Below are 20,538 nucleotides of genomic sequence, written 5' to 3' on the forward strand. Positions count from 1 at the left end.
GTCAGAGGCGCTGATCGTCGCGATTCGCCTGCTCAAAACCTGGGGAGGAGAATCGCTTTCGCGCGAGCTGGAGTCGGCTCAGGAGAAGGTGCTGGCTATCCTGCCCGAGGAGAGTCGTCGAAAGGCGGAGCAGACGCGGATCTACGCCCCGGATTTTTGCATGCAAAGCCACTCCCGTAGCGATTTTGACATGATTCATCAGGCAATTTCCGCTCAGCGTGTGCTGGCGCTGCATTACCGCGACGAAGTTGGGCAACTCTCACAGCGTGAGGTTCAGCCGTTAGGATTGTTCTTCTGGGGTGAGCGCTGGCTGCTGGCGGCGTGGTGCGAACGGCGCGATGACTATCGCTGTTTCCGGCTCGACCGATGTCTCAATATTGTGCAGACGGAGAGGCGGTTTAGCGAGAGTGCGGACAGGTCTCTGGCCGATTTTTTGCGGAAGGTTAAGCAGTAAAAAGCCTGGCGGCGAGGTAAAAGCAAAACGGCAACGTATGTTGCCGTTCTTAGTATTTGTTCCCTCTCCCTGTGGGAGAGGGTCAGGGTGAGGGCATCAGCCCGCACAGTCCCGAACAGATTAGAAGTTATAACCCACAACCAGGTAACCACCCCAGCCGGTAGAGCGAACGCTGAAGTCGCCGTTGCCGAAGTTCAGGCTCGCGTCGTCGTTCCACTGACCACCGTTGTGCCAGTAACGCGCAACAACAGAGTAGTGCCAGTGATCGTAGTTCAGAGCCAGGATGTGGCTGGAAGCGATGGAGTCGTTGGTGCGCGCTTTCTTACCGTTCAGGTCGCGGAAGTCGTTGTCGCCCAGATCTGAACCCCAGTCAAAGTTGGTGAAGCCGATATAGCTCAGGTTACCGCCCCACAGCTGGGTAATTGGCACAAAGTATTTCACTTTGAAACGGTAGCCATCCCACTCGTTTTCGTTCGCGGCGCCGTAGTTCTGCCACTGGTACTTAGCATACACGTTCAGAGACAGGCTCATTGGCAGGCCGGTATCGATGTCCGTACCCAGACCCATGTACCAGGTGCTCTGGCGACCAGACTTATTGCGGCCCATGTCGTAGATGTAGTTGTTCGCGAAGTACCACTCTTTGAACGGACCAAACGCCAGGCTGGTACCGGTCAGTTTATCAATAGAGAAGCGTGGTTCAATTTCCATGAACAGTGGGGAACCGTGGTTCCAGATACCTTTCGCGTCGGTGTTACCGCCGAAGAATACCGGTGCATCCATATAGCCGTAGAAATCAAACCAGTCTTTCTTGGCGAACGCTTCGTACTCCAGGTAGGTATCGTTGCGGATCTGTGGTCCGAAACGGGTGTGGTAGCTGCCCACGACGTTAACGCTCTGGTGCCACCAGTCGGAGAGGTATTGTGGTTTATCGTTTTCCGCTGCGTTAACAGTGAAAGAGGAGGAAAGTGCCAGCACAGCGCCGGCTGCAAGTAATGTTTTTTTCATAATCATGCCACTGATTGAAATTCCCTTCCGGGAGTGAAAAATGCGCGAATTGCGTTTCTAAATATTTCGTGTTTCTGCGGTGCCTATTATAGGAATCCCTGCTCACAAAAATATGTGTTGTTTCACATATCTCTCACACGCGTAATCGATTGCGTTCACGTTTGCGTACTTTAAACGGGCGGGATTGTAGCGGCAATCATTTATGTTGCCAATCCATACGAAATGTAAATGTTAGCGGAGTGACATTGCACTCCGCTGAATGAGGGGTTACTGCGCGGCGGGCTGGATATCGTGGATGCGGATAAAACCTAACTGATCTGGCGTGAGTCCACTCAGCTGAAGCGGGATATCAACATCGCTGGGCGCCAGTATACTCGCGGGAGCAGTGAACAACTGGTTCTTCACATTCACTTCCTGATAGCTCTCGGTTGTGCCCTGGATCTGGCCCCACTCGACGGTGCCACTGAAGGCCGGAAGTGGATCGTTGGACTCGCCCTGAATGCGTAATGTTGCGCGAGTACCATCGGCATTCGCTGCAACATTCACCAGAGACATCTTTAACGTGCCAATCTGGCTGTTCAGGCGCGCGGGCGTGTTGGCACCCGGCAGCAGATACACCCCGCTGCTGGATTTTGCGTTCAGCGCGTTTTGTTGGGTGATCTTCACCGTTTCTTTATTCAGTTTGTCCATCGCCGTATTGAGCGTGTTGACGCTCTGTTTCATCTGGCGGACTTCGGTTTGCTGTGCACAGGCGCTAAGGGTGAAGAGGCTCCCCACCAGCAAAATTTTAAGGTAACGTCTTGTCATTGCGTTTATTTCCTTGAAATAACGGATCGCCTTAATGGTAGCCAGCCTCGACGTGTCAGACATAGATCCTTTGTCTCAAAAAGCTCTTCCTTTGTTGTCAGGCCAGATCAGGGTAAAATGAAAATTAGTTAACCACATAACAGGGATACCGTATGCATTGCCCATTCTGCTCCGCTGTGGATACCAAAGTCATCGACTCTCGTCTTGTGGGCGAAGGGTCATCCGTACGCCGTCGTCGGCAGTGTCTGGTGTGCAACGAGCGTTTCACGACCTTTGAGGTTGCAGAGCTGGTAATGCCGCGCGTGGTAAAAAGCAACGACGTGCGCGAGCCGTTTAACGAAGAGAAACTGCGCAGCGGGATGCTGAAGGCTCTGGAAAAACGACCCGTCAGCGCGGACGACGTTGAGATGGCGTTAAACCACATAAAATCTTACCTTCGTGGTTTGGGTGAGCGTGAAGTGCCGAGCAAAATGATCGGCAACCTGGTGATGGAGCAGCTGAAAAAGCTCGATAAGGTCGCCTATATCCGCTTCGCCTCGGTCTACCGCAGCTTCGAAGACATCAAAGAGTTTGGCGAAGAGATCGCCCGCTTACAGGATTAAGCTCATGCAGGATGAGATTTACATGGCGAGAGCCATGAAGCTGGCGCAGCGCGGTCGTTTTACCACCCATCCCAACCCGAACGTCGGGTGCGTTATCGTTAAAGATGGCAAGATCGTAGGGGAGGGGTTTCACTATCGTGCTGGCGAGCCGCATGCCGAGGTCCATGCGTTGCGCATGGCCGGTGAGAAGGCGCGCGGTGCCACAGCCTACGTCACGCTGGAGCCCTGCAGCCATCACGGGCGTACCCCGCCGTGCTGCGAAGCGCTGATCGCGGCAGGTGTTTCACGCGTGGTCGCCTCAATGCAGGACCCGAATCCACAGGTTGCCGGACGCGGTCTGTATCGCCTGCAGCAGGAAGGCATTGACGTCAGCCATGGGCTGATGATGCAGGACGCGGAAGCGATCAACAAAGGCTTTCTGAAGCGCATGCGCACGGGGTTCCCGTATATTCAGCTTAAGCTGGGCGCCTCGCTGGACGGTCGTACGGCGATGGCAAACGGCGAAAGCCAGTGGATCACGTCGCCACAGGCAAGGCGCGATGTGCAACGTCTTCGCGCGCAAAGCCATGCTATTCTCACCAGCAGTGAAACCGTTCTGGCTGACGATCCGGCCATGACCGTGCGCTGGGACGAGCTGAATGCGGATACTCAGGCGCTGTACCCGCAGGAGAACCTGCGTCAGCCGCTGCGTATTATCATTGATAGCCAGAACCGCGTGACGCCGGAGCACCGTATTGTCCAGCAGCCGGGTGAAACCTGGATTGCCCGCACTAAAGAAGATACGCGCGAATGGCCGGAAGGCGTGCGCAGTATTATGGTGCCGGAGCATAACGGTCATCTGGATCTGGTGGTGCTGATGATGCTGCTCGGCAAGCAGCAGGTGAACAGCATCTGGGTTGAAGCGGGGCCAACGCTCGCCGGTGCGCTTTTACAGGCCGGGCTGGTGGATGAGCTGATTGTTTACGTTGCGCCTAAACTCTTAGGTCACGACGCGCGCGGCCTGTTTGTTCTGCCCGGCCTTGAAAAACTGGCCGACGCACCGCAACTCAAATTTAGCGAGATTCGTCCGGTAGGCCCGGATGTCTGCCTCCACTTAACGACAGCGTAATTGCTCCTGAAATAGGGAAGCAGTGCGCAAAGTATTATGATAAAATCCGCCCCCCTGCGGGGCCAAATGAACCCGTAAAGGAAGAGTATGAACATTATTGAAGCTGCTGTAGCTACCCCGGACGCTCGCGTCGCCATCACCATTGCGCGTTTCAACAACTTCATCAACGACAGCCTGCTGGAAGGTGCGATTGACGCCCTGAAACGTATCGGCCAGGTTAAAGATGACAATATTACCGTTGTTTGGGTTCCAGGCGCTTACGAACTGCCACTGGCGGCGGGCGCGCTGGCGAAAACCGGTAAATACGACGCGGTGATTGCGCTGGGTACCGTTATTCGTGGCGGCACTGCGCACTTCGAATACGTTGCGGGCGGTGCAAGCAACGGTCTGGCACACGTTGCGCAGGATGCTGAAATTCCTGTCGCGTTCGGCGTGCTGACCACCGAAAGTATTGAACAAGCCATCGAACGTGCTGGCACCAAAGCCGGTAACAAAGGTGCAGAAGCTGCACTGACCGCGCTTGAAATGATCAATGTATTGAAAGCCATCAAGGCCTGATTTTTTTGTAAGGGGAATTCCGTGAAACCTGCTGCTCGTCGCCGCGCCCGTGAATGTGCCGTCCAGGCACTTTACTCCTGGCAGTTGTCCCAGAACGACATCGCTGATGTTGAATACCAGTTCCTGTCAGAACAGGACGTAAAAGACGTTGACGTTCTGTACTTCCGCGAACTGCTGTCGGGAGTGGCGACTAATAGCGCGTATCTCGATGGCTTGATGAAGCCATACCTGTCCCGTCTGCTCGAAGAGCTGGGTCAGGTTGAAAAAGCAGTGTTGCGTATCGCGCTGTTTGAGCTGTCTAAACGTGATGATGTGCCGTATAAAGTGGCCATCAACGAAGCGATCGAGCTGGCGAAAACCTTCGGCGCTGAAGACAGCCACAAGTTTGTAAACGGCGTACTTGATAAAGCAGCACCTGCGATCCGTCCCCACAAAAAGTGATCCGCAAACCGGAGTCCTGCATTGCCTGATGGGCAGTGCGGCTCCGGTTTTTTCTTTTATTTGCTGAGGCATAACGTATGGCATGCGGCGAATTCTCCCTGATTGCCCGTTATTTCGACCGTGTCAGAACCTCTCGTCTTGATGTTGAAACCGGCATTGGCGATGACTGCGCACTTCTCAATATTCCCGAAAAACAGACGCTGGCAATCAGCACCGACACCCTGGTGTGCGGCCGTCATTTCTTACCGGATATCGATCCTGCCGATCTGGCGTATAAAGCCCTGGCGGTTAACGTCAGCGATCTGGCGGCGATGGGTGCCGATCCCGCGTGGCTAACGCTGGCTCTGACGCTGCCAGAGGTAGATGAAGCCTGGCTGGAAGCCTTTAGCGATGCGCTGTTTGAGCAGCTTAGCTATTACGATATGCAGCTGATTGGCGGCGACACGACTGCCGGTCCGCTGTCGATGACGCTGGCGATCCACGGCTACGTGCCGCTCGGCCGCGCGCTGAAGCGCTCAGGTGCAAAACCCGGCGACTGGATCTACGTGACCGGTACGCCGGGCGACAGCGCGGCCGGGCTGGCGATCCTGCAGAACCGTTTAGCGGTTGAAGACGCTGACGATGCGGCGTATCTGGTGAAACGCCACCTGCGGCCCACGCCGCGTATTTTGCACGGCCAGGCGCTGCGCGAACGGGCAAGCTCGGCTATCGATCTCTCTGACGGGCTGATCTCCGATCTCGGCCATATCCTGAAGGCCAGCGGCGTAGGTGCGCGCGTTGACCTGGATCTCTTCCCGCTGTCTGAGCAGTTGCTTCGCCATGTGGAGCCTGAGCAGGCCCTGCGCTGGGCGCTCTCCGGTGGTGAAGACTATGAGTTGTGCTTCACGGTGCCTGAGCTCAACCGTGGAACGCTGGACGTGGCGTTAGCGCATCTCGGCGCGAAGTTTACCTGCATCGGTCAGATCATGCCGGAGAGCGAAGGGCTGAAGTTTGTGAAAGACGGTGCGCCCGTTACGCTGGACTGGAAAGGGTACGATCACTTCGCGTGATGTTGTGCGCTCTGTATTGCCGGGTGGCGGCTTCGCCTTACCCGGCCTACGGATTAGATGGTAAGAGCTTACTTAAACCCCACCACCGGATGCGGCTGATACGGCGTCTCCAGCTCGGCAATCTGCTCTGGCGTCAGCGTGATATCCACCGCATTCAGCAGCTCATCCAGCTGTTCTTCCCGCGACGTTCCAATAATCGGTGCCGCGACCCCGCGCTTGCCCAGCAGCCAGGCCAGCGCTACCTGGGCGCGAGTGGCACCGGTATCGTCGGCAATTCCGGCTAAACGTTCGGCAATCAGCGCATCGCTGGCTTCTGTACCGGAATAAAGATTTTTTCCCACTTCATCCGATACCAGGCGAGCTGTGGTTTCCCCCCATGGACGGGTCAGGCGGCCGCGCGCCAGCGGACTCCACGGGATCACCGCCACGCCCTCCTGATGGCACAGCGGCAGCATCTCGCGTTCTTCTTCACGATAGATCAGATTGTAGTGATCCTGCATGGTGACAAATCGCGCCCAGCCGTGCTGCGCCTGGAGATCCAGTGCCTGGGCAAACTGCGACGCGTGCATAGACGACGCGCCGATGTAGCGAGCTTTCCCGGCTTTGACCACGTCGTTGAGCGCCTCAAGCGTCTCCTCGACTGGCGTGTTGTAATCCCAGCGGTGAATTTGCAGCAGATCGACGTAATCCATGTTCAGGCGTCTGAGGCTGTCATCAATGGAGCGCAGGATCTGCGCGCGAGAAAGGCCCTCAGCCAGATCGCCCACCGGGTAGTAGACCTTGGTGGCGACGACGATATCATCACGACGGGCAAAATCGCGCAGGGCGCGGCCGACAATCTCCTCGCTGCTGCCGTCGGAGTAGCTGTTGGCGGTGTCAAAGAAGTTAATGCCGCCCTCGATGGCGCGTTTGATAATCGGACGGCTGCTCTCTTCCGGCAGCGTCCAGGCATGGTTTCCTCGATCGGGCTCGCCAAAGGTCATGCATCCCAGACAAAGTCGGGAAACCTTAAGGTCCGTTTTTCCTAATGTTGTGTATTGCACGGTTCCGCTCCTGCTGTTTAAACACCAGGTTTAAGCATAGCAGGAGCGGAAAAGGGGGAGGGGTCAGTCCAGCCAGGTACGGATTTTGGCTTCGATACCGGCGGCGTCCAGGCCAATAGCCGCACGGGCTTCGTCCTGGGTACCCTGAGGAATGAAATGATCCGGCAGGCCGAGGTTCAGCACCGGCACGGCTTTACGGTTCGCCATCAGTACCTCGTTCACGCCGCTGCCCGCGCCGCCCATGATGGCGTTTTCTTCCAGCGTGACCAGCACGTCATGCGTCTCAGCCATACTCAGGATCAGAGAGTCGTCGAGCGGCTTCACAAAGCGCATGTCCACCAGGGTGGCATTCAACGCTTCAGCCGCTTTAGCCGCCTCCGGCATCAGCGTGCCGAAGTTCAGTATCGCCACTTTTTCACCGCGACGCTTCACCAGACCTTTACCGATCGGTAGTTTTTCCAGCGGCTGAAGCTCAACGCCCACCGCATTGCCGCGCGGGTAGCGAACGGCGCTTGGGCCATCCTGATAGTGGTAACCGGTAAACAGCATCTGACGGCATTCGTTCTCGTCGCTTGGCGTCATGATAACCATATCGGGAATACAGCGCAGGAAAGACAGATCAAACGCGCCCTGGTGCGTCTGGCCGTCGGCACCGACGATGCCTGCACGATCTATAGCAAACAGTACCGGCAGCTTCTGAATCGCCACGTCGTGGATCACCTGATCGTAGGCGCGCTGCAGGAAGGTGGAGTAGATAGCGACAACCGGCTTGTAGCCGCCAATGGCCAGGCCCGCCGCAAACGTCACCGCATGCTGCTCGGCAATAGCAACGTCAAAATACTGGTCAGGGTATTTTCTGGAGAACTCCACCATGCCGGAGCCTTCACGCATGGCAGGCGTCACCGCCATCAGCTTGTTGTCTTTGGCTGCGGTTTCGCACAGCCAGTCGCCGAAGATTTTGGAATAGCTCGGCATGCCGCCGCTGCTTTTTGGCAGACAGCCGCTGGACGGGTCGAATTTCGGCACCGCGTGGAAGGTGATCGGATCTTTTTCCGCCGGTTCGTAACCGCGCCCTTTTTTGGTCATAATGTGCAGGAACTGCGGGCCTTTCAGGTCGCGCATGTTCTTGAGCGTGGTCACCAGGCCCAGCACGTCGTGGCCGTCAACCGGGCCAATATAGTTAAAGCCCAGCTCTTCAAACAGGGTGCCCGGCACGACCATGCCTTTGATGTGCTCTTCGGTGCGCTTGAGCAGCTCTTTAATCGGCGGTACGCCGGAGAAGACTTTCTTGCCGCCTTCGCGCAGCGAGGAGTAAAGCTTGCCGGAGAGCAGCTGGGCCAGATGGTTGTTCAGCGCGCCGACGTTCTCGGAGATCGACATTTCGTTATCGTTAAGGATAACCAGCATGTCCGGCTTGATATCGCCCGCGTGGTTCATGGCTTCGAAGGCCATCCCTGCGGTGATGGCGCCGTCGCCAATCACGCAGACGGTGCGGCGCTGCTTGTTCTCTTTCTCGGCGGCAACGGCAATCCCGATGCCCGCAGAAATGGAGGTGGAAGAGTGGCCGACGCTCAGCACGTCGTACTCGCTCTCACCGCGCCACGGGAACGGGTGCAGGCCGCCTTTCTGACGAATGGTGCCAATTTTATCGCGACGTCCGGTCAGAATTTTGTGCGGATAAGCCTGGTGCCCCACGTCCCAGATCAGCTGATCGAACGGCGTGTTATAGACGTAGTGCAGCGCCACGGTCAGCTCTACCGTGCCAAGCCCGGAGGCGAAATGGCCGCTGGAGCGGCTTACGCTGTCGAGCAGGTAGCGACGCAGCTCGTCGCACAGCTTCGGCAGGCTCTCTTTCGGCAACAGACGTAGCTCCTGGGTGGAGTCAACTAACGCCAGTGTCGGGTATTTGGCAATATCAAAACTCATCAAAGGCTCATCGAGATATATAGTTTATTTATTACGCTGGATTATATAGTCCGCTAGCGCTTCCAGTGCCGAGGTATCCAGCGATTGCGCGGCCAGTTCATTTAGGGACTGGCGGGCTTCGTCAATCAGATCCCGGGCTTTACGTTGGGCTTGCTCAAGGCCCAGCAGGGCGGGGTAGGTACTTTTGCCAAGCTGCTGGTCCGCACCCTGACGTTTACCCAATGTTGCAGTATCGCCCACCACATCCAGAATGTCATCCTGAACCTGGAATGCCAGACCGATACTTTCTGCGTATCTGTCCAGAATCGGCAGGGCTTTGCGCCCTTGTTCACCCGCGCTCAGCGCGCCCAGGCGAACGGCTGACCGAATCAACGCCCCGGTTTTATGGCGGTGAATACGTTCCAGCTGTTCCAGATTAACCTGACGTCCTTCCGCTTCAAGATCCAGCGCCTGTCCGCCGCACATGCCGGCCACGCCGCTGGCCATTGCCAGCTCGGAGATCATCGCCAGGCGGTCGCGGTCGGCCACTTCCGCCATCGGCGCGTCGCTCAGAATCGAGAATGCCAGCGTTTGCAGGGCATCACCCGCCAGAATGGCATTCGCCTCGCCAAACTTGATATGGCAGGTGGGTTGACCCCGACGCAAATCGTCGTCGTCCATGGCCGGGAGATCGTCGTGGATCAGCGAGTAGGCGTGGATGCACTCCACGGCGGCTGCCGGGGCGTCCAGCGTGTTATCGCTGATGCCAAACATATTGCCTGTGGCGTACACCAGGAACGGGCGCAGGCGCTTTCCACCCAAGAGTGCGCCATAGTGCATGGCTTCAACCAGTGGAGTGTTCTGAAAAGGCTGTGGCGCAATAAAACGGCGCAGGGCGTCGTTGGCGCGTACGACACGCGCCTGAAGCTCGTTGGCAAAATCCATTTACTCGGCGTCCGGTGTGAAAGGCGTGGTTTTCGCGTCTTCGCTGTCGGAAAGCAGGATCTGCACGCGCTGCTCGGCCTGCTGCAGTTTGACCTGTCCCTGGCGCGCCAGCTGCACGCCACGCTCGAATTCATTGAGCGCCTCTTCCAGCGGGAGATCGCCGCTCTCAAGACGGGTAACGATTTGCTCCAGTTCACTCAGCGCAGTTTCGAAACTGGCCGGTGCGTCGTTCTTCTTCGGCATAGTGAATTGACTCTTATATTCTCAGCCCCGACATGGTAACGGACTCAGGGCAATTATCAAATAACGCGCAATGTGCACAGGAGCGGCGCGATGGTGGTATACTTGCGCGCCTGGATGCAGTCACGGGTGTGGGCTGCTGTACTCTTTTCCATTACAAGCCTTAATACGCTTGCCTAAGAAACATTGCCGCCATGAAGTTTATCATTAAATTGTTCCCTGAAATCACCATCAAAAGCCAATCTGTGCGTTTGCGCTTTATTAAAATTCTCACCGGGAACATTCGTAACGTATTAAAGCACTACGACGAAACCCTCGCCGTGGTGCGCCACTGGGACCACGTTGAAGTGCGCGCCAAAGACGAAAACAAACGTCAGGATATTCGCGACGCGCTGACCCGTATTCCGGGGATCCACCATATCCTGGAAGTGGAAGATGTTCCGTTCAGCGATATGCACGACATCTTCGAGAAAGCGCTGCTCCAGTACCGCGATCAGATCGAAGGCAAAACCTTCTGCGTGCGCGTGAAGCGTCGCGGCAAGCACGAGTTCAGCTCTATTGAAGTGGAACGTTACGTCGGCGGCGGTTTGAACCAGCACGTTGAAACGGCGCGCGTTCGTCTGACCAACCCGGACGTGACCGTGAACCTGGAGATCGAAAACGATCGCCTGCTGCTGGTGAAAGGGCGCTATGAAGGTATCGGCGGCTTCCCGATTGGCACCCAGGAAGACGTATTGTCCCTGATCTCCGGCGGCTTCGATTCCGGCGTTTCCAGCTATATGCTGATGCGTCGCGGCTGCCGTGTGCACTATTGCTTCTTCAACCTGGGCGGTGCGGCGCACGAAATCGGCGTACGTCAGGTGGCGCATTATCTGTGGAACCGCTTCGGCAGCTCCCACCGCGTGCGTTTCGTGGCGATCAACTTCGAACCTGTGGTCGGCGAAATCCTCGAAAAAGTGGACGACGGCCAGATGGGCGTGGTGCTGAAGCGCATGATGGTGCGTGCGGCGTCCAAAGTTGCCGAGCGCTACGGCGTGCAGGCGCTGGTCACCGGTGAAGCGCTGGGCCAGGTATCCAGCCAGACGCTGACCAACCTGCGTCTGATCGACAATGTGTCTGATACGCTGATCCTGCGCCCGCTGATCTCCCACGACAAAGAGCACATCATCGACCTGGCGCGCGAAATCGGCACCGAAGATTTTGCCCGCACCATGCCGGAATACTGCGGCGTGATCTCAAAAAGCCCAACGGTGAAGGCGGTGAAGGCGAAGATCGAAGCGGAAGAAGAGAACTTCGATTTCAGCATTCTGGAAAAAGTGGTGGAGGAAGCCTCCAACATCGACATCCGCGAGATTGCCCAGCAGACCGAGCAGGAAGTCGTAGAAGTTGAAACCGTGAGCGGTTTCGGCGCTAACGATGCAATTCTGGATATTCGCTCCATTGATGAGCAGGATGACAAGCCGCTGCAGGTTGAAGGCGTCGAAGTGGTTTCTCTGCCGTTCTACAAGCTGAGCACCAAATTTGGCGACCTCGACCAGAGCAAAACCTATCTGCTGTGGTGTGAGCGTGGGGTGATGAGCCGTCTGCAGGCGCTGTATCTGCGCGAGCAGGGCTTTGCGAATGTGAAGGTGTATCGCCCGTAGTTTATTGCCGGGGAGTGCGGCCTGAAGCCCTCACCCCGGCCCTCTCCCACAGGGTGAGGGAGAACACCTATTCGTAATAATTATAAATCCCCGCCGGCATCACCAGCGATGACGCTACTTCGTACGCTTTCTCGCGCCCGACCAGCAGGTCAATAATCTTTAAGCCAAAATCAATCGCGGTGCCTGGCCCCTGGCTGGTCAGCAGGTTGACGCGCGGATCCCAGACGACTCGTTTATCCACCCAGTGCTCTTCCGGGATCGTATCCTTAAGCCCCGGGAAACCGGTCATGTTGCCGATGGGGAAGATATCGTGCGGAATCAGAACCGTTCCGGCGGCGGCACAGATTGCCGCGACGATGCGGCCGGATAAATGAAACTGACGCACGGTCTCGACCAGCAGCGGGCTGTCGCGAAAACATTCCGCGCCTTTTAAGCCGCCGGGCAGAACGATGATGTCGTAATCGCCGTCAGCCACCTGAACAAGGGGGGCATCCGCAAGGATTTTCACCCCGCGCGAGCAGGTGATTGCCAGATTACCGTCGCTGGCGACGCTGGCGGTGGTGACCTTAATGCCGCCGCGCACCATCAAATCAATGGTGGTGACCGCTTCCATCTCTTCGCTACCAGGGGCGAGGCAGATCAGTGCTGACGCGCTCATATTCACTCTCCTTACGTTTAACCAGGTCATACAGACGGGCGTTTTCCGGCACGGCTATACCGTGCGCGCGGGCGCGTTTTAACAGATAGCCGGTGATGTAGTCGATCTCCGTGTGGCGTAATGCCCGAACATCCTGCAGCATCGAGGAGATGTTTTCTGCCGTGCTCTCAATGACCTGCTCGACATAGCAGCGCAAATCGTCGGCCGAGGTATGCAGGCCTTCCCGCTCAACGACCGCCGCGACTTCCGCACACAGCATGGCAACGTCCTGCGGATGATTTTTCAGCTCTCCGTTCGGGCAGTTCCACAGCGCCGTCAGCGGATTGATTACGCAGTTTACCGCCAGCTTGCGCCATAGCTGAGGGCGGATGTTGTTGTGCCAGGCGACGTCCGGCAGCACCTTCTGCAGCACATCGGCAAGATAGCTGTAATCTCCATCCTGAGTTCTGGCGGGCCCGATGTGCGTCACGCCGCTGGCGACATGCACGATGATGTTGCCGTCGCGACGCGCAGCGTGCGTTGTCGTCGCCATCAGCAGGGGCTGCGGGACGTTTTTCAGCTCATCAAGGGTCCCCATGCCGTTATGCAGCAGCAGTATGGGCGAAGTGGGGGGGAGCTGCGCGGCCAGCGTTTTTACCGCGTCTGAGACCTGCCACGCTTTAAGCGTTACCAGTAAAAGGTCGCTTTGCGCCAGGAAGTCAGGATCGTTCGCGGTGAGGGATTCGTTAAAGATGCTTCCGTCTTCACCAATCAGGTTTACACTGCAATAGGGCTGGGGCACGCGCAGCCAGCCCTGAACCTCATGTCCGTGCTTGCACAGCGCGGTCAGCCACAGCTGACCAAGCGCTCCGCATCCGAGCACCGTAATTTTCATTGTTCCTCCTCACCTGCAACTGCGCCAGGTGTTACAGCTTAATTATACAGCTAAGCTTCTGTTGAGTTATGCCTCGTAGCGGGTATTATGCAACGCAACAAAAGTGAAGGGAGAAGAAAAGATGCCATCTTTCGATATTGTTTCCGAAGTTGATATCCAGGAAGTTCGCAACGGCGTTGAGAACGCAACCCGCGAAGTTGAGTCACGTTTCGATTTTCGCGGCGTTGAGGCGTCGTTTGAGCTGAACGACGCAAATAAGACCATTAAGGTGCTGAGCGAGTCTGATTTCCAGGTAAATCAGCTGCTCGACATTCTGCGCGCCAAGCTGTTAAAGCGCGGCATCGAAGGGACGTCCCTGGATGTGCCGGACGAGTTTGTGCACAGCGGTAAGAACTGGTTTGTGGAAGCCAGGCTGAAGCAGGGCATCGAGAGCGCGGTGCAGAAGAAGATTGTGAAGCTCATCAAAGACAGCAAGCTGAAGGTGCAGGCGCAGATCCAGGGCGAAGAAATTCGCGTGACCGGGAAGTCCCGCGATGATCTCCAGTCCGTAATGGCGCTGGTGCGCGGCGGCGATCTGGGGCAACCGTTCCAGTTTAAAAACTTCCGTGATTAATATAAAAAGCCCGGTTTAACCGGGCTTTTTTTACGCTTTGAGCGCCTGCTCGACTTCGAAGCGGTTGGTCATTTTACTGTCTATTTTGACGTAAGCGCTGCGCTCTTCCGGGACGATGAGCACTTCTGTCACACCCTCTTTGGCTTCCAGACGCTGCTTCAGCATATCGCTGATTTCCACATCATCCGGGATTTCCACGCGCAGGCTGCTCACGTAGCGCGGCTCTTTCATGGTGCTGGCAACCAGCAGCCAGACTGTTGCCAACAGCGCACCGGCGAGGAACACGGTTTGTGAATCAAACAGGCCGTCCACCCAGCCGCCGAGCGAGCCGCCGATCGCCACGCCGAGAAACTGGCTGGTGGAGTAGATGCCCATCGCGGTGCCTTTATATCCGGCGGGGGACTCTTTGCTGATCAGCGACGGCAGCAGCGCTTCCATCAGGTTAAAGGCCAGGAAGAACAGCTGTACGCCGGCAATCAGCTCCCAGAAGTGCGGACCGGCACCCCAGAGCACAATTTCGGCAATCAGCAGGACCGCCACGCAGCCCACGAAGACGCGCTTCATTTTGCGCTTCACTTCGGCGTAGATGATGAACGGCACGACGGAGACAAACGAAATCAGCATCGTGACCAGATAGATTTTCCAGTGCTCAGCCGCCGGGAAACCCGCAGCGGCAAGCTGGCCGGGCAGGGCGACAAAGGTCGACATCAGCAGGATGTGCAGGCACATAATGCCAAAATTCAGCTTAAGCAGGCGCGGCTCGACAATTACTTTGCTGAAGCAGCCTTTTACCATCCCTGATTCGCGGTTCAGAACGTGGTTCTTGCTGTCCGGCACGACCCACAGGGTTAAGGCAATACCGATGGTCGCCAGCACGGCAATCATCCAGAACAGGGCGTGCAGACCCAACGTGTGCGTAATGATGGGGCCCAGCACCATCGCAATCGCAAAGGTCACGCCAAAGCTCACGCCGATGAACGCCATCGCTTTGGTGCGGTTCTGCTCGCGGGTTAAGTCGGACAGCAGCGCCATCACCGCGGCGGCAATCGCGCCGGAGCCCTGCAGGGCGCGGCCGAGAATAATCCCCCAGATGGAATGGGAGAGGGCGGCAATCACGCTTCCGAGCACAAAGACCAGCAGCCCGCCGACGATCAGCGGCTTTCGACCTACCCGGTCAGAGAGCAGGCCAAAGGGGATCTGGAAGACCGCCTGCGCCAGACCGTAGATGCCGATCGCGAGCCCAATCAGCGCCTCGCTGGCCCCCTGTAGCGCCATACCGTACGTGGTCAGAACAGGCAGGACCATAAACATGCCAAGCATCCGTAGCGAGAAGACAGTCCCTAAGCCCCAGGTCGCGCGTAGCTCGCCTGGCGTCATTTTATAATCGTTCATTACCACCTCAGTTCAAAAGCAGGCCATAGTGTAGTGCGGGGAAGGGGCGGGGTAAATAAAGGGTTATTTAACAAATATTACATGCGTTATTAGTAGATTCAGTGAATAAAAAAGGGTGCCGAAGCACCCTTTTATTGACCTGTTTGGCTTACCAGACGTAAGTCAGCAGGTTGTGTGAATCTGGCACCATGAAGTCCACGGACATCATCACGGACAGTGAGGTGATGGCCACAATCGAGAACACAAACAGTTTGCGCGCCCAGACTTTGTCATCTTCCACTTTGTAACCGCGCAGCGCCATACCGAGCCACCAGACGCTCACCGCGGCCGCTACCGCCAGATATTTGTATCCAGCGTAACCGCCCAGAGAGAGCATCAGCGTTGCCACGGCAAAGGCGATGATGTACAGCGTGATGTGGTTCTTGGCAACAGAAATGCCCTTCACGACCGGCAGAACCGGAATGTTCGCTGCCTGATAATCCTTAAAGCGGAAAATCGCGATGGCATAGGAGTGCGGCATCTGCCACAGGCTAAAAATAGCCAGCAGGATCAGCGCACCGCTGTCGAACTCGTTCGTTACCGCGCAGTAGCCAATTACCGGCGGCGCAGCGCCGGAGAGAGAACCAATCAGCGTGCCGTAGACGGAGTGGCGTTTCATATACAGGCTGTAGACGCCCACATACACCACAAACCCCATCACCCCCAGCCAGCAGGCCAGCGGGTTAGCACCAAACCACAGCAGCATAAAGCCAGCAATACCCAGCAAGGTGGCGTACACCAGCGAGACGGAAGGGGCGATCAGGCCTTTCACCAGCACCCGATTTTTGGTCCTTTCCATCTTCTTGTCGATATCCATGTCGATGTAGTTGTTAAATACACAACCGGACGCAACAACCAGTGACACACCGACCAGCGTGTAGATAAAGAGGGTGTAATCAATGCTGCCCTTAGAGGCCAGCAGGAACCCTCCGATCACGGAGATCAGGTTGCCAAAGATGATGCCTGGTTTCGTTACTTGCAGGTATTGCTTAAACATACTCGCCGCTCTTAGTGAACCATCATGTTGTAGTTGAGGTTCCACATAATCCAGATGGAACCGACTACCAGGATAGCGATGATAATCACGGTAAAGATAAAGGCGGTCATATTCCAGCCTTCATCGGACTTGGTGTTCATGTGCAGGAAGCAAACCAGATGCACCAGAATCTGAATCACCGCGGTCACCAGGATTGCACCCAGAATAACCGGCTTAGACGCAGAACCGCTCATCACCATCCAGAACGGGATCACCGTCAGGATGATCGACAGGATGAAACCTGTCATGTAGGTTTTTACGCTGCCGTGGGAAGCGCCATGATCGTTAGAATGACTCATTACATCGCCCCCATCAGATAGACAACAGAGAACACACAGATCCACACCACGTCCAGGAAGTGCCAGAACAGGCTCAGGCACAGGATACGGGTACGGTTAGTACTGGTCAGGCCGCGACGGGAGATCTGGAACATCAGTACTGCCATCCAGATCAGACCGGAGGTCACGTGCAGACCGTGGGTGCCGACCAGCGCGAAGAACGCGGACAGGAAGCCACTGCGATCCGGGCCGAAGCCTTCCATGATCAGGTGATGGAATTCATAGATTTCCATCCCGATAAATCCAGCACCAAACAGCCAGGTCAACGCCAGCCAGGACACAACCTGGCTCTTGTTGTTTTTGTACATGGCGATAGCCGCCATGCCGTAGGTGATGGAGCTGAATAACAGCAGTGCGGTTTCAACCAGAACGAACGGCAGTTCAAAGATGTCCTTGCCAGCCGGGCCGCCCGCCGTGCCGTTCACCAGAACGGCATAGGTCGCGAACAGACAGCAGAACAGAATGCAGTCGCTCATCAGGTAGATCCAGAAACCGAAGACTTTGGTCGGTCCTGTATCGTGGTGCGCATGCTCATGCGCGTGGGCAGTTGAGTGCGCCAGAGTATCAGTTGCCATTTTTCAGCCCCGCTTTAGAAATCTCGTCGAAATGCTGATTTTCCAGCTTCTCAACTTCACGGACTGGTACGTAGTAGTCCACGTCCTCGTCAAAGCTCTTCACAATCCAGCTGATTACGATGCCGGCGAAGCCAACAATCGCCATCCACCAGATGTGCCAGATCATTGCGAAACCAAATACCGTTGCGAAGGCGGCAATTACAATACCCGCACCGCTGTTTTTCGGCATGTGGATTTCTTCGTAATGAGCAGGTTGCTTGTACGCTTCACCTTTTTCTTTCATTTCCCAGAATGCGTCGCGTTCATGAACCTGCGGCACGATGGCAAAGTTATAGAAAGGAGGTGGAGAAGAGGTTGCCCACTCCAGCGTACGGCCACCCCATGGGTCACCGGTCAGGTCACGGTTCTGGTCGCGGTCGCGAATAGACACGTAGAACTGAATCAGCTGAGACGCGATACCACAGGCAATCAGCACGGCACCGCCCGCTGCAACCATCAGCATTGGGTGGAACTGCGGATCGATCTGCTGGCTCAGGCGACGGGTCATACCCATGAAGCCCAGCACGTACAGCGGCATAAATGCTACGAAGAAGCCGATGATCCAGAACCAGAACGCGCGTTTACCCCATTTTTCGTTCAGCGTGAAGCCGAACGCTTTTGGCCACCAGTAGGTTACGCCAGCGAAGCAGCCGAAGACCACGCCACCGATGATAACGTTATGGAAGTGCGCAATCAGGAACAGGCTGTTGTGCAGAACGAAGTCAGCGCCTGGTACCGCCAGCAGTACGCCGGTCATCCCACCTACAGAGAAGGTTACGATGAAGCCGATAGTCCACAGCATCGCTGAGTGGAACACGATGCGGCCCTGGTACATGGTGAACAGCCAGTTGAAGATCTTCACCCCGGTAGGGATGGCGATAATCATGGTGGTAATACCGAAGAAGGCGTTTACGTTCGCGCCCGCACCCATGGTGAAGAAGTGGTGCAGCCAAACGATGAACGACAGAACGGTAATACACACGGTTGCCCACACCAGAGAGGTGTAACCAAACAGACGTTTACGCGAGAAGGTTGCCGCGATTTCGGAGAACACACCGAACACAGGCAGAACCAGAATGTACACTTCCGGGTGACCCCAGGCCCAAATCAGGTTGATGTACATCATCATGTTGCCACCCATATCATTCGTGAAGAAATGGGTGCCCAGGTAGCGGTCCAGGGTCAGCAGCGCGATGGTGACGGTCAGAATTGGGAAGGAGGCAATAATCAGGATGTTTGCGCACAGAGATGCCCAGGTAAATACCGGCATCTTGAACATGGTCATGCCAGGGGCACGCATCTTGATAATGGTCACGAAGAAGTTGATACCGGTCAGGGTAGTACCGACACCGGAGAGCTGAAGCGCCCAAATCCAGTAGTCGACGCCAACGCCCGGACTGTACTCAATTCCTGACAGCGGTGGATAAGCCAGCCAGCCGGTCTGCGCGAATTCGCCCACACCCAGTGACAGGTTAACCAGGATAACGCCGACAACCGTGAACCAGAAGCTCAGGTTGTTCAGGAACGGGAACGCCACGTCGCGCGCGCCGATTTGCAGCGGAACGACAACGTTCATCAGACCGATAACCAGCGGCATCGCCACGAAGAAGATCATGATAACGCCGTGGGCGGTAAAAATCTGATCGTAGTGGTGCGGTGGCAGGAAGCCGGCTTCACCCGCAGAAGCGAGTGCCTGCTGGCTACGCATCATGATCGCATCCGCAAAGCCACGAATTAACATGACGATACCGACGATGCAGTACATGATACCGAGTTTTTTGTGGTCAACCGAAGTCAGCCACTCGTTCCACAGGTAGCTCCACTTACCGAAGTAAGTGATCAGGGCCAGTAAGGCCGCGCCACCAATGATAATTGCAGCCACCGTAACCACGATAATCGGTTCATGGTAGGGCACTGCATCCAGTGTCAATTTTCCGAACATTTTCTTCCTCGGCCCCTTAGTGAGCGGTTTCCGCGTGGCTCATGTCCATGCCTTCCATACCTTCGTGCGCGCTGTGCTCGCCTTCAGGCTGGGTCATGTCCATGCTCTTGCCGTGATCCATAAATTTGCCAATAACGTCTTTGAACAAATCTGGTTTCACATTAGAGAAGTACTCCACCTTGTTGTATTCGCTTGGTGCAGCCACTTTTTCGAACGCCGCCATGTCAGACATGGTGTTTGGAGACTGCTTCGCTTTTTCAACCCACTGGTCGAAAGCGGCACGGTCTGGCGTCGCAATAGCTTTGAACTTCATACCTGAGAAGCCCGGGCCGCTATAGCTGGCGGAGATACCATCATAGGTGCCTGCTTCATTCGCGATCAGGTGCAGGTTGGTCTGCATACCGGCCATCGCGTAAATCTGGCTACCCAGACGTGGGATGAAGAAGGAGTTCATTACGGAGTTGGAGGTCACTTTGAACTGAACCGGAGTGTTCGCCGGGAAGGCGATTTCATTCACGGTAGCAATACCCTGCTCTGGATAGATGAAGAACCATTTCCAGTCCATGGAGACCACTTCAATGGTAATAGGTTTCTCATCGTGAACCAGCGGTTTGCTTGGCTCAAGTGCGTGAGTGGTTTTCCAGGTCAGTACGGCAAGGAACAGGATGATCAGAATAGGAACCGTCCAGACCACAGCTTCCACTTTATTGGAGTGTGACCAGTTAGGGCTATACTTCGCATCTTTATTGCTCGCACGATACTTCCAGGCGAAACCAACAGCCATCAAAATGGCAGGAATAACCACAATCAACATCAGGCCAAAAGCCGTCAATATCAGTGAACGTTGTTCCAGTCCAATCTGTCCTTTGGGGTCTAGTAGTGCAGAATCGCAGCCACTGAGTAATACAGTGCCCGCGAATAATGACAACCATCCCAAACTTTTATTGTATTTCCCGAGTCTCATTTAACGACCTCAATTCCACGGAGTCTGGTGGCGTTTAAAGTGTGCGGGCATTTTACGGGAAGGTTACATTACTGTAAACATCATTAGACCTGTGTCAGGAAGGTGTTACCGGGTTCTGCCGCACGTGTCACAAGTGTTGCAAATTATGTCGGTTTTTATGACCGAAGCCGCACGGCATGGGCTTTATAACGAAAGGACCCCCAAGCATACCCTAAAAGGGGCAATTGGTATAACCATTGTTAAAAATAAACAAAAAATTAACAATTAA

At 55.8% G+C, this 20,538-nt stretch carries 22 protein-coding genes; 8 read left to right on the top strand and 14 right to left on the bottom strand.

Translation table 11 applies throughout. The annotated features are described in order from the left end of the window. Nucleotides 1-454, top strand: a 454-nt coding sequence (locus DEO48_RS07795; RefSeq protein WP_109844813.1) for a YafY family protein, incomplete at its 5' end; no start/stop codon positions are given. Nucleotides 455-574: 120 nt separating this feature from the next. On the opposite strand, the gene DEO48_RS07800 is transcribed toward DEO48_RS07795, so the two are convergent. Both DEO48_RS07800 and DEO48_RS07805 read right to left on the bottom strand, forming a co-directional pair. Then, nucleotides 575-1,459: a nucleoside-specific channel-forming protein Tsx gene (locus DEO48_RS07800; RefSeq protein ID WP_025756198.1), complete on the bottom strand. Its 885-nt coding sequence runs from the start codon at nucleotides 1,457-1,459 to the stop codon at nucleotides 575-577. A gap of 267 nt (nucleotides 1,460-1,726) precedes the next feature. Beyond that, a complete protein-coding gene (locus DEO48_RS07805) occupies nucleotides 1,727-2,266 on the bottom strand; it encodes a DUF3251 domain-containing protein (RefSeq protein WP_023310555.1) in 540 nt (179 codons plus the stop codon). A gap of 152 nt (nucleotides 2,267-2,418) precedes the next feature. Between DEO48_RS07805 and nrdR the strand changes: the two genes are divergently transcribed. From nrdR to thiL, 5 genes are all read left to right on the top strand, one after another. Then, nucleotides 2,419-2,868: a transcriptional regulator NrdR gene (gene nrdR, locus DEO48_RS07810; RefSeq protein ID WP_008503337.1), complete on the top strand. Its 450-nt coding sequence runs from the start codon at nucleotides 2,419-2,421 to the stop codon at nucleotides 2,866-2,868. A gap of 4 nt (nucleotides 2,869-2,872) precedes the next feature. Continuing rightward, the gene (gene ribD, locus DEO48_RS07815) at nucleotides 2,873-3,976 is read left to right on the top strand and encodes a bifunctional diaminohydroxyphosphoribosylaminopyrimidine deaminase/5-amino-6-(5-phosphoribosylamino)uracil reductase RibD (RefSeq protein WP_109844814.1); all 1,104 of its coding nucleotides are present in this window, start codon (nucleotides 2,873-2,875) and stop codon (nucleotides 3,974-3,976) included. A gap of 87 nt (nucleotides 3,977-4,063) precedes the next feature. After that, complete coding sequence (ribE, locus tag DEO48_RS07820; RefSeq protein ID WP_006176874.1) at nucleotides 4,064-4,534, top strand: 6,7-dimethyl-8-ribityllumazine synthase; 471 nt, start codon at nucleotides 4,064-4,066, stop codon at nucleotides 4,532-4,534. A 21-nt stretch (nucleotides 4,535-4,555) separates the two neighbouring features. Next, entirely contained in the window at nucleotides 4,556-4,975 is a 420-nt protein-coding gene (nusB, locus tag DEO48_RS07825; RefSeq protein ID WP_006809908.1) for a transcription antitermination factor NusB, read from the top strand. A 77-nt stretch (nucleotides 4,976-5,052) separates the two neighbouring features. Continuing rightward, nucleotides 5,053-6,024, top strand: a complete 972-nt coding sequence (gene thiL / locus DEO48_RS07830; protein ID WP_109844815.1) for a thiamine-phosphate kinase — start codon at nucleotides 5,053-5,055, stop codon at nucleotides 6,022-6,024. 68 nt (nucleotides 6,025-6,092) lie between these two features. Here the strand turns inward: thiL and DEO48_RS07835 are convergent, their stop codons facing one another. The 4 genes from DEO48_RS07835 to xseB all read right to left on the bottom strand — a co-directional run bounded on the left by DEO48_RS07835 (nucleotide 6,093) and on the right by xseB (nucleotide 10,160). Further along, entirely contained in the window at nucleotides 6,093-7,067 is a 975-nt protein-coding gene (locus tag DEO48_RS07835) for an aldo/keto reductase (protein ID WP_063930900.1), read from the bottom strand. A 63-nt stretch (nucleotides 7,068-7,130) separates the two neighbouring features. Then, nucleotides 7,131-8,993, bottom strand: coding sequence for a 1-deoxy-D-xylulose-5-phosphate synthase (gene dxs, locus DEO48_RS07840; RefSeq protein WP_109844816.1), 1,863 nt, complete (start codon nucleotides 8,991-8,993; stop codon nucleotides 7,131-7,133). Nucleotides 8,994-9,017: 24 nt separating this feature from the next. Further along, nucleotides 9,018-9,917, bottom strand: coding sequence for a (2E,6E)-farnesyl diphosphate synthase (gene ispA, locus DEO48_RS07845; RefSeq protein ID WP_109844817.1), 900 nt, complete (start codon nucleotides 9,915-9,917; stop codon nucleotides 9,018-9,020). Next, nucleotides 9,918-10,160 carry an exodeoxyribonuclease VII small subunit gene (gene xseB / locus DEO48_RS07850; RefSeq protein WP_008503331.1) on the bottom strand — a complete coding sequence of 81 codons (243 nt, stop codon included), beginning with the start codon at nucleotides 10,158-10,160 and terminating at the stop codon, nucleotides 9,918-9,920. It lies immediately after the preceding gene. A gap of 191 nt (nucleotides 10,161-10,351) precedes the next feature. Between xseB and thiI the strand changes: the two genes are divergently transcribed. Continuing rightward, nucleotides 10,352-11,800, top strand: a complete 1,449-nt coding sequence (gene thiI, locus DEO48_RS07855) for a tRNA uracil 4-sulfurtransferase ThiI (protein WP_109844818.1) — start codon at nucleotides 10,352-10,354, stop codon at nucleotides 11,798-11,800. 67 nt (nucleotides 11,801-11,867) lie between these two features. On the opposite strand, the gene yajL is transcribed toward thiI, so the two are convergent. Together yajL and panE are read right to left on the bottom strand one after the other, a co-directional pair. Further along, the gene (gene yajL, locus DEO48_RS07860) at nucleotides 11,868-12,458 is read right to left on the bottom strand and encodes a protein deglycase YajL (RefSeq protein WP_023310563.1); all 591 of its coding nucleotides are present in this window, start codon (nucleotides 12,456-12,458) and stop codon (nucleotides 11,868-11,870) included. After that, on the bottom strand, nucleotides 12,421-13,332 hold the full coding sequence (panE, locus tag DEO48_RS07865) for a 2-dehydropantoate 2-reductase (RefSeq protein ID WP_109844819.1): 912 nt from the start codon (nucleotides 13,330-13,332) through the stop codon (nucleotides 12,421-12,423). Before panE ends, yajL begins: the two co-directional genes overlap by 38 nt. Nucleotides 13,333-13,453: 121 nt before the next feature. Here panE and DEO48_RS07870 point away from each other — a divergent pair, with 121 nt between their 5' ends. After that, the gene (locus tag DEO48_RS07870) at nucleotides 13,454-13,945 is read left to right on the top strand and encodes a YajQ family cyclic di-GMP-binding protein (protein WP_109844820.1); all 492 of its coding nucleotides are present in this window, start codon (nucleotides 13,454-13,456) and stop codon (nucleotides 13,943-13,945) included. Nucleotides 13,946-13,975: 30 nt separating this feature from the next. On the opposite strand, the gene DEO48_RS07875 is transcribed toward DEO48_RS07870, so the two are convergent. The 6 genes from DEO48_RS07875 to cyoA all read right to left on the bottom strand — a co-directional run bounded on the left by DEO48_RS07875 (nucleotide 13,976) and on the right by cyoA (nucleotide 20,270). Then, complete coding sequence (locus DEO48_RS07875; protein WP_023310566.1) at nucleotides 13,976-15,337, bottom strand: MFS transporter; 1,362 nt, start codon at nucleotides 15,335-15,337, stop codon at nucleotides 13,976-13,978. Between the two features lie 148 nt (nucleotides 15,338-15,485). Beyond that, nucleotides 15,486-16,373 carry a heme o synthase gene (gene cyoE, locus DEO48_RS07880; RefSeq protein WP_013095848.1) on the bottom strand — a complete coding sequence of 296 codons (888 nt, stop codon included), beginning with the start codon at nucleotides 16,371-16,373 and terminating at the stop codon, nucleotides 15,486-15,488. 11 nt (nucleotides 16,374-16,384) lie between these two features. Continuing rightward, the gene (locus tag DEO48_RS07885) at nucleotides 16,385-16,711 is read right to left on the bottom strand and encodes a cytochrome o ubiquinol oxidase subunit IV (protein ID WP_006176899.1); all 327 of its coding nucleotides are present in this window, start codon (nucleotides 16,709-16,711) and stop codon (nucleotides 16,385-16,387) included. After that, nucleotides 16,711-17,325, bottom strand: a complete 615-nt coding sequence (locus DEO48_RS07890; protein ID WP_014168863.1) for a cytochrome o ubiquinol oxidase subunit III — start codon at nucleotides 17,323-17,325, stop codon at nucleotides 16,711-16,713. The genes DEO48_RS07885 and DEO48_RS07890 overlap by 1 nt, the downstream gene beginning before the upstream one ends. Next, nucleotides 17,315-19,306, bottom strand: coding sequence for a cytochrome o ubiquinol oxidase subunit I (gene cyoB / locus DEO48_RS07895; RefSeq protein WP_014168864.1), 1,992 nt, complete (start codon nucleotides 19,304-19,306; stop codon nucleotides 17,315-17,317). The genes DEO48_RS07890 and cyoB overlap by 11 nt, the downstream gene beginning before the upstream one ends. A 16-nt stretch (nucleotides 19,307-19,322) precedes the next feature. Beyond that, nucleotides 19,323-20,270, bottom strand: coding sequence for a cytochrome o ubiquinol oxidase subunit II (gene cyoA / locus DEO48_RS07900; RefSeq protein WP_014882770.1), 948 nt, complete (start codon nucleotides 20,268-20,270; stop codon nucleotides 19,323-19,325). Nucleotides 20,271-20,538 lie beyond the last annotated feature (268 nt).

The sequence above is a fragment of the Enterobacter sp. CGMCC 5087 genome (assembly GCF_003144775.1).
Classification (GTDB): domain Bacteria; phylum Pseudomonadota; class Gammaproteobacteria; order Enterobacterales; family Enterobacteriaceae; genus Enterobacter; species Enterobacter cloacae_M.

Bases quoted from the DNA above. Each gene is read 5' to 3' on its own strand.
- ispA (WP_109844817.1), bottom strand. From the start codon at position 9,917: ATGGATTTTGCCAACGAGCTTCAGGCGCGTGTCGTACGCGCCAACGAC.
- ribD (WP_109844814.1), top strand. From the start codon at position 2,873: ATGCAGGATGAGATTTACATGGCGAGAGCCATGAAGCTGGCGCAGCGC.
- DEO48_RS07890 (WP_014168863.1), bottom strand. From the start codon at position 17,325: ATGGCAACTGATACTCTGGCGCACTCAACTGCCCACGCGCATGAGCAT.
- cyoA (WP_014882770.1), bottom strand. From the start codon at position 20,270: ATGAGACTCGGGAAATACAATAAAAGTTTGGGATGGTTGTCATTATTC.
- panE (WP_109844819.1), bottom strand. From the start codon at position 13,332: ATGAAAATTACGGTGCTCGGATGCGGAGCGCTTGGTCAGCTGTGGCTG.
- DEO48_RS07875 (WP_023310566.1), bottom strand. From the start codon at position 15,337: ATGAACGATTATAAAATGACGCCAGGCGAGCTACGCGCGACCTGGGGC.
- dxs (WP_109844816.1), bottom strand. From the start codon at position 8,993: ATGAGTTTTGATATTGCCAAATACCCGACACTGGCGTTAGTTGACTCC.
- nrdR (WP_008503337.1), top strand. From the start codon at position 2,419: ATGCATTGCCCATTCTGCTCCGCTGTGGATACCAAAGTCATCGACTCT.
- DEO48_RS07805 (WP_023310555.1), bottom strand. From the start codon at position 2,266: ATGACAAGACGTTACCTTAAAATTTTGCTGGTGGGGAGCCTCTTCACC.
- thiI (WP_109844818.1), top strand. From the start codon at position 10,352: ATGAAGTTTATCATTAAATTGTTCCCTGAAATCACCATCAAAAGCCAA.
- thiL (WP_109844815.1), top strand. From the start codon at position 5,053: ATGGCATGCGGCGAATTCTCCCTGATTGCCCGTTATTTCGACCGTGTC.
- ribE (WP_006176874.1), top strand. From the start codon at position 4,064: ATGAACATTATTGAAGCTGCTGTAGCTACCCCGGACGCTCGCGTCGCC.
- yajL (WP_023310563.1), bottom strand. From the start codon at position 12,458: ATGAGCGCGTCAGCACTGATCTGCCTCGCCCCTGGTAGCGAAGAGATG.
- DEO48_RS07885 (WP_006176899.1), bottom strand. From the start codon at position 16,711: ATGAGTCATTCTAACGATCATGGCGCTTCCCACGGCAGCGTAAAAACC.
- DEO48_RS07870 (WP_109844820.1), top strand. From the start codon at position 13,454: ATGCCATCTTTCGATATTGTTTCCGAAGTTGATATCCAGGAAGTTCGC.
- xseB (WP_008503331.1), bottom strand. From the start codon at position 10,160: ATGCCGAAGAAGAACGACGCACCGGCCAGTTTCGAAACTGCGCTGAGT.
- cyoE (WP_013095848.1), bottom strand. From the start codon at position 16,373: ATGTTTAAGCAATACCTGCAAGTAACGAAACCAGGCATCATCTTTGGC.
- DEO48_RS07800 (WP_025756198.1), bottom strand. From the start codon at position 1,459: ATGAAAAAAACATTACTTGCAGCCGGCGCTGTGCTGGCACTTTCCTCC.
- cyoB (WP_014168864.1), bottom strand. From the start codon at position 19,306: ATGTTCGGAAAATTGACACTGGATGCAGTGCCCTACCATGAACCGATT.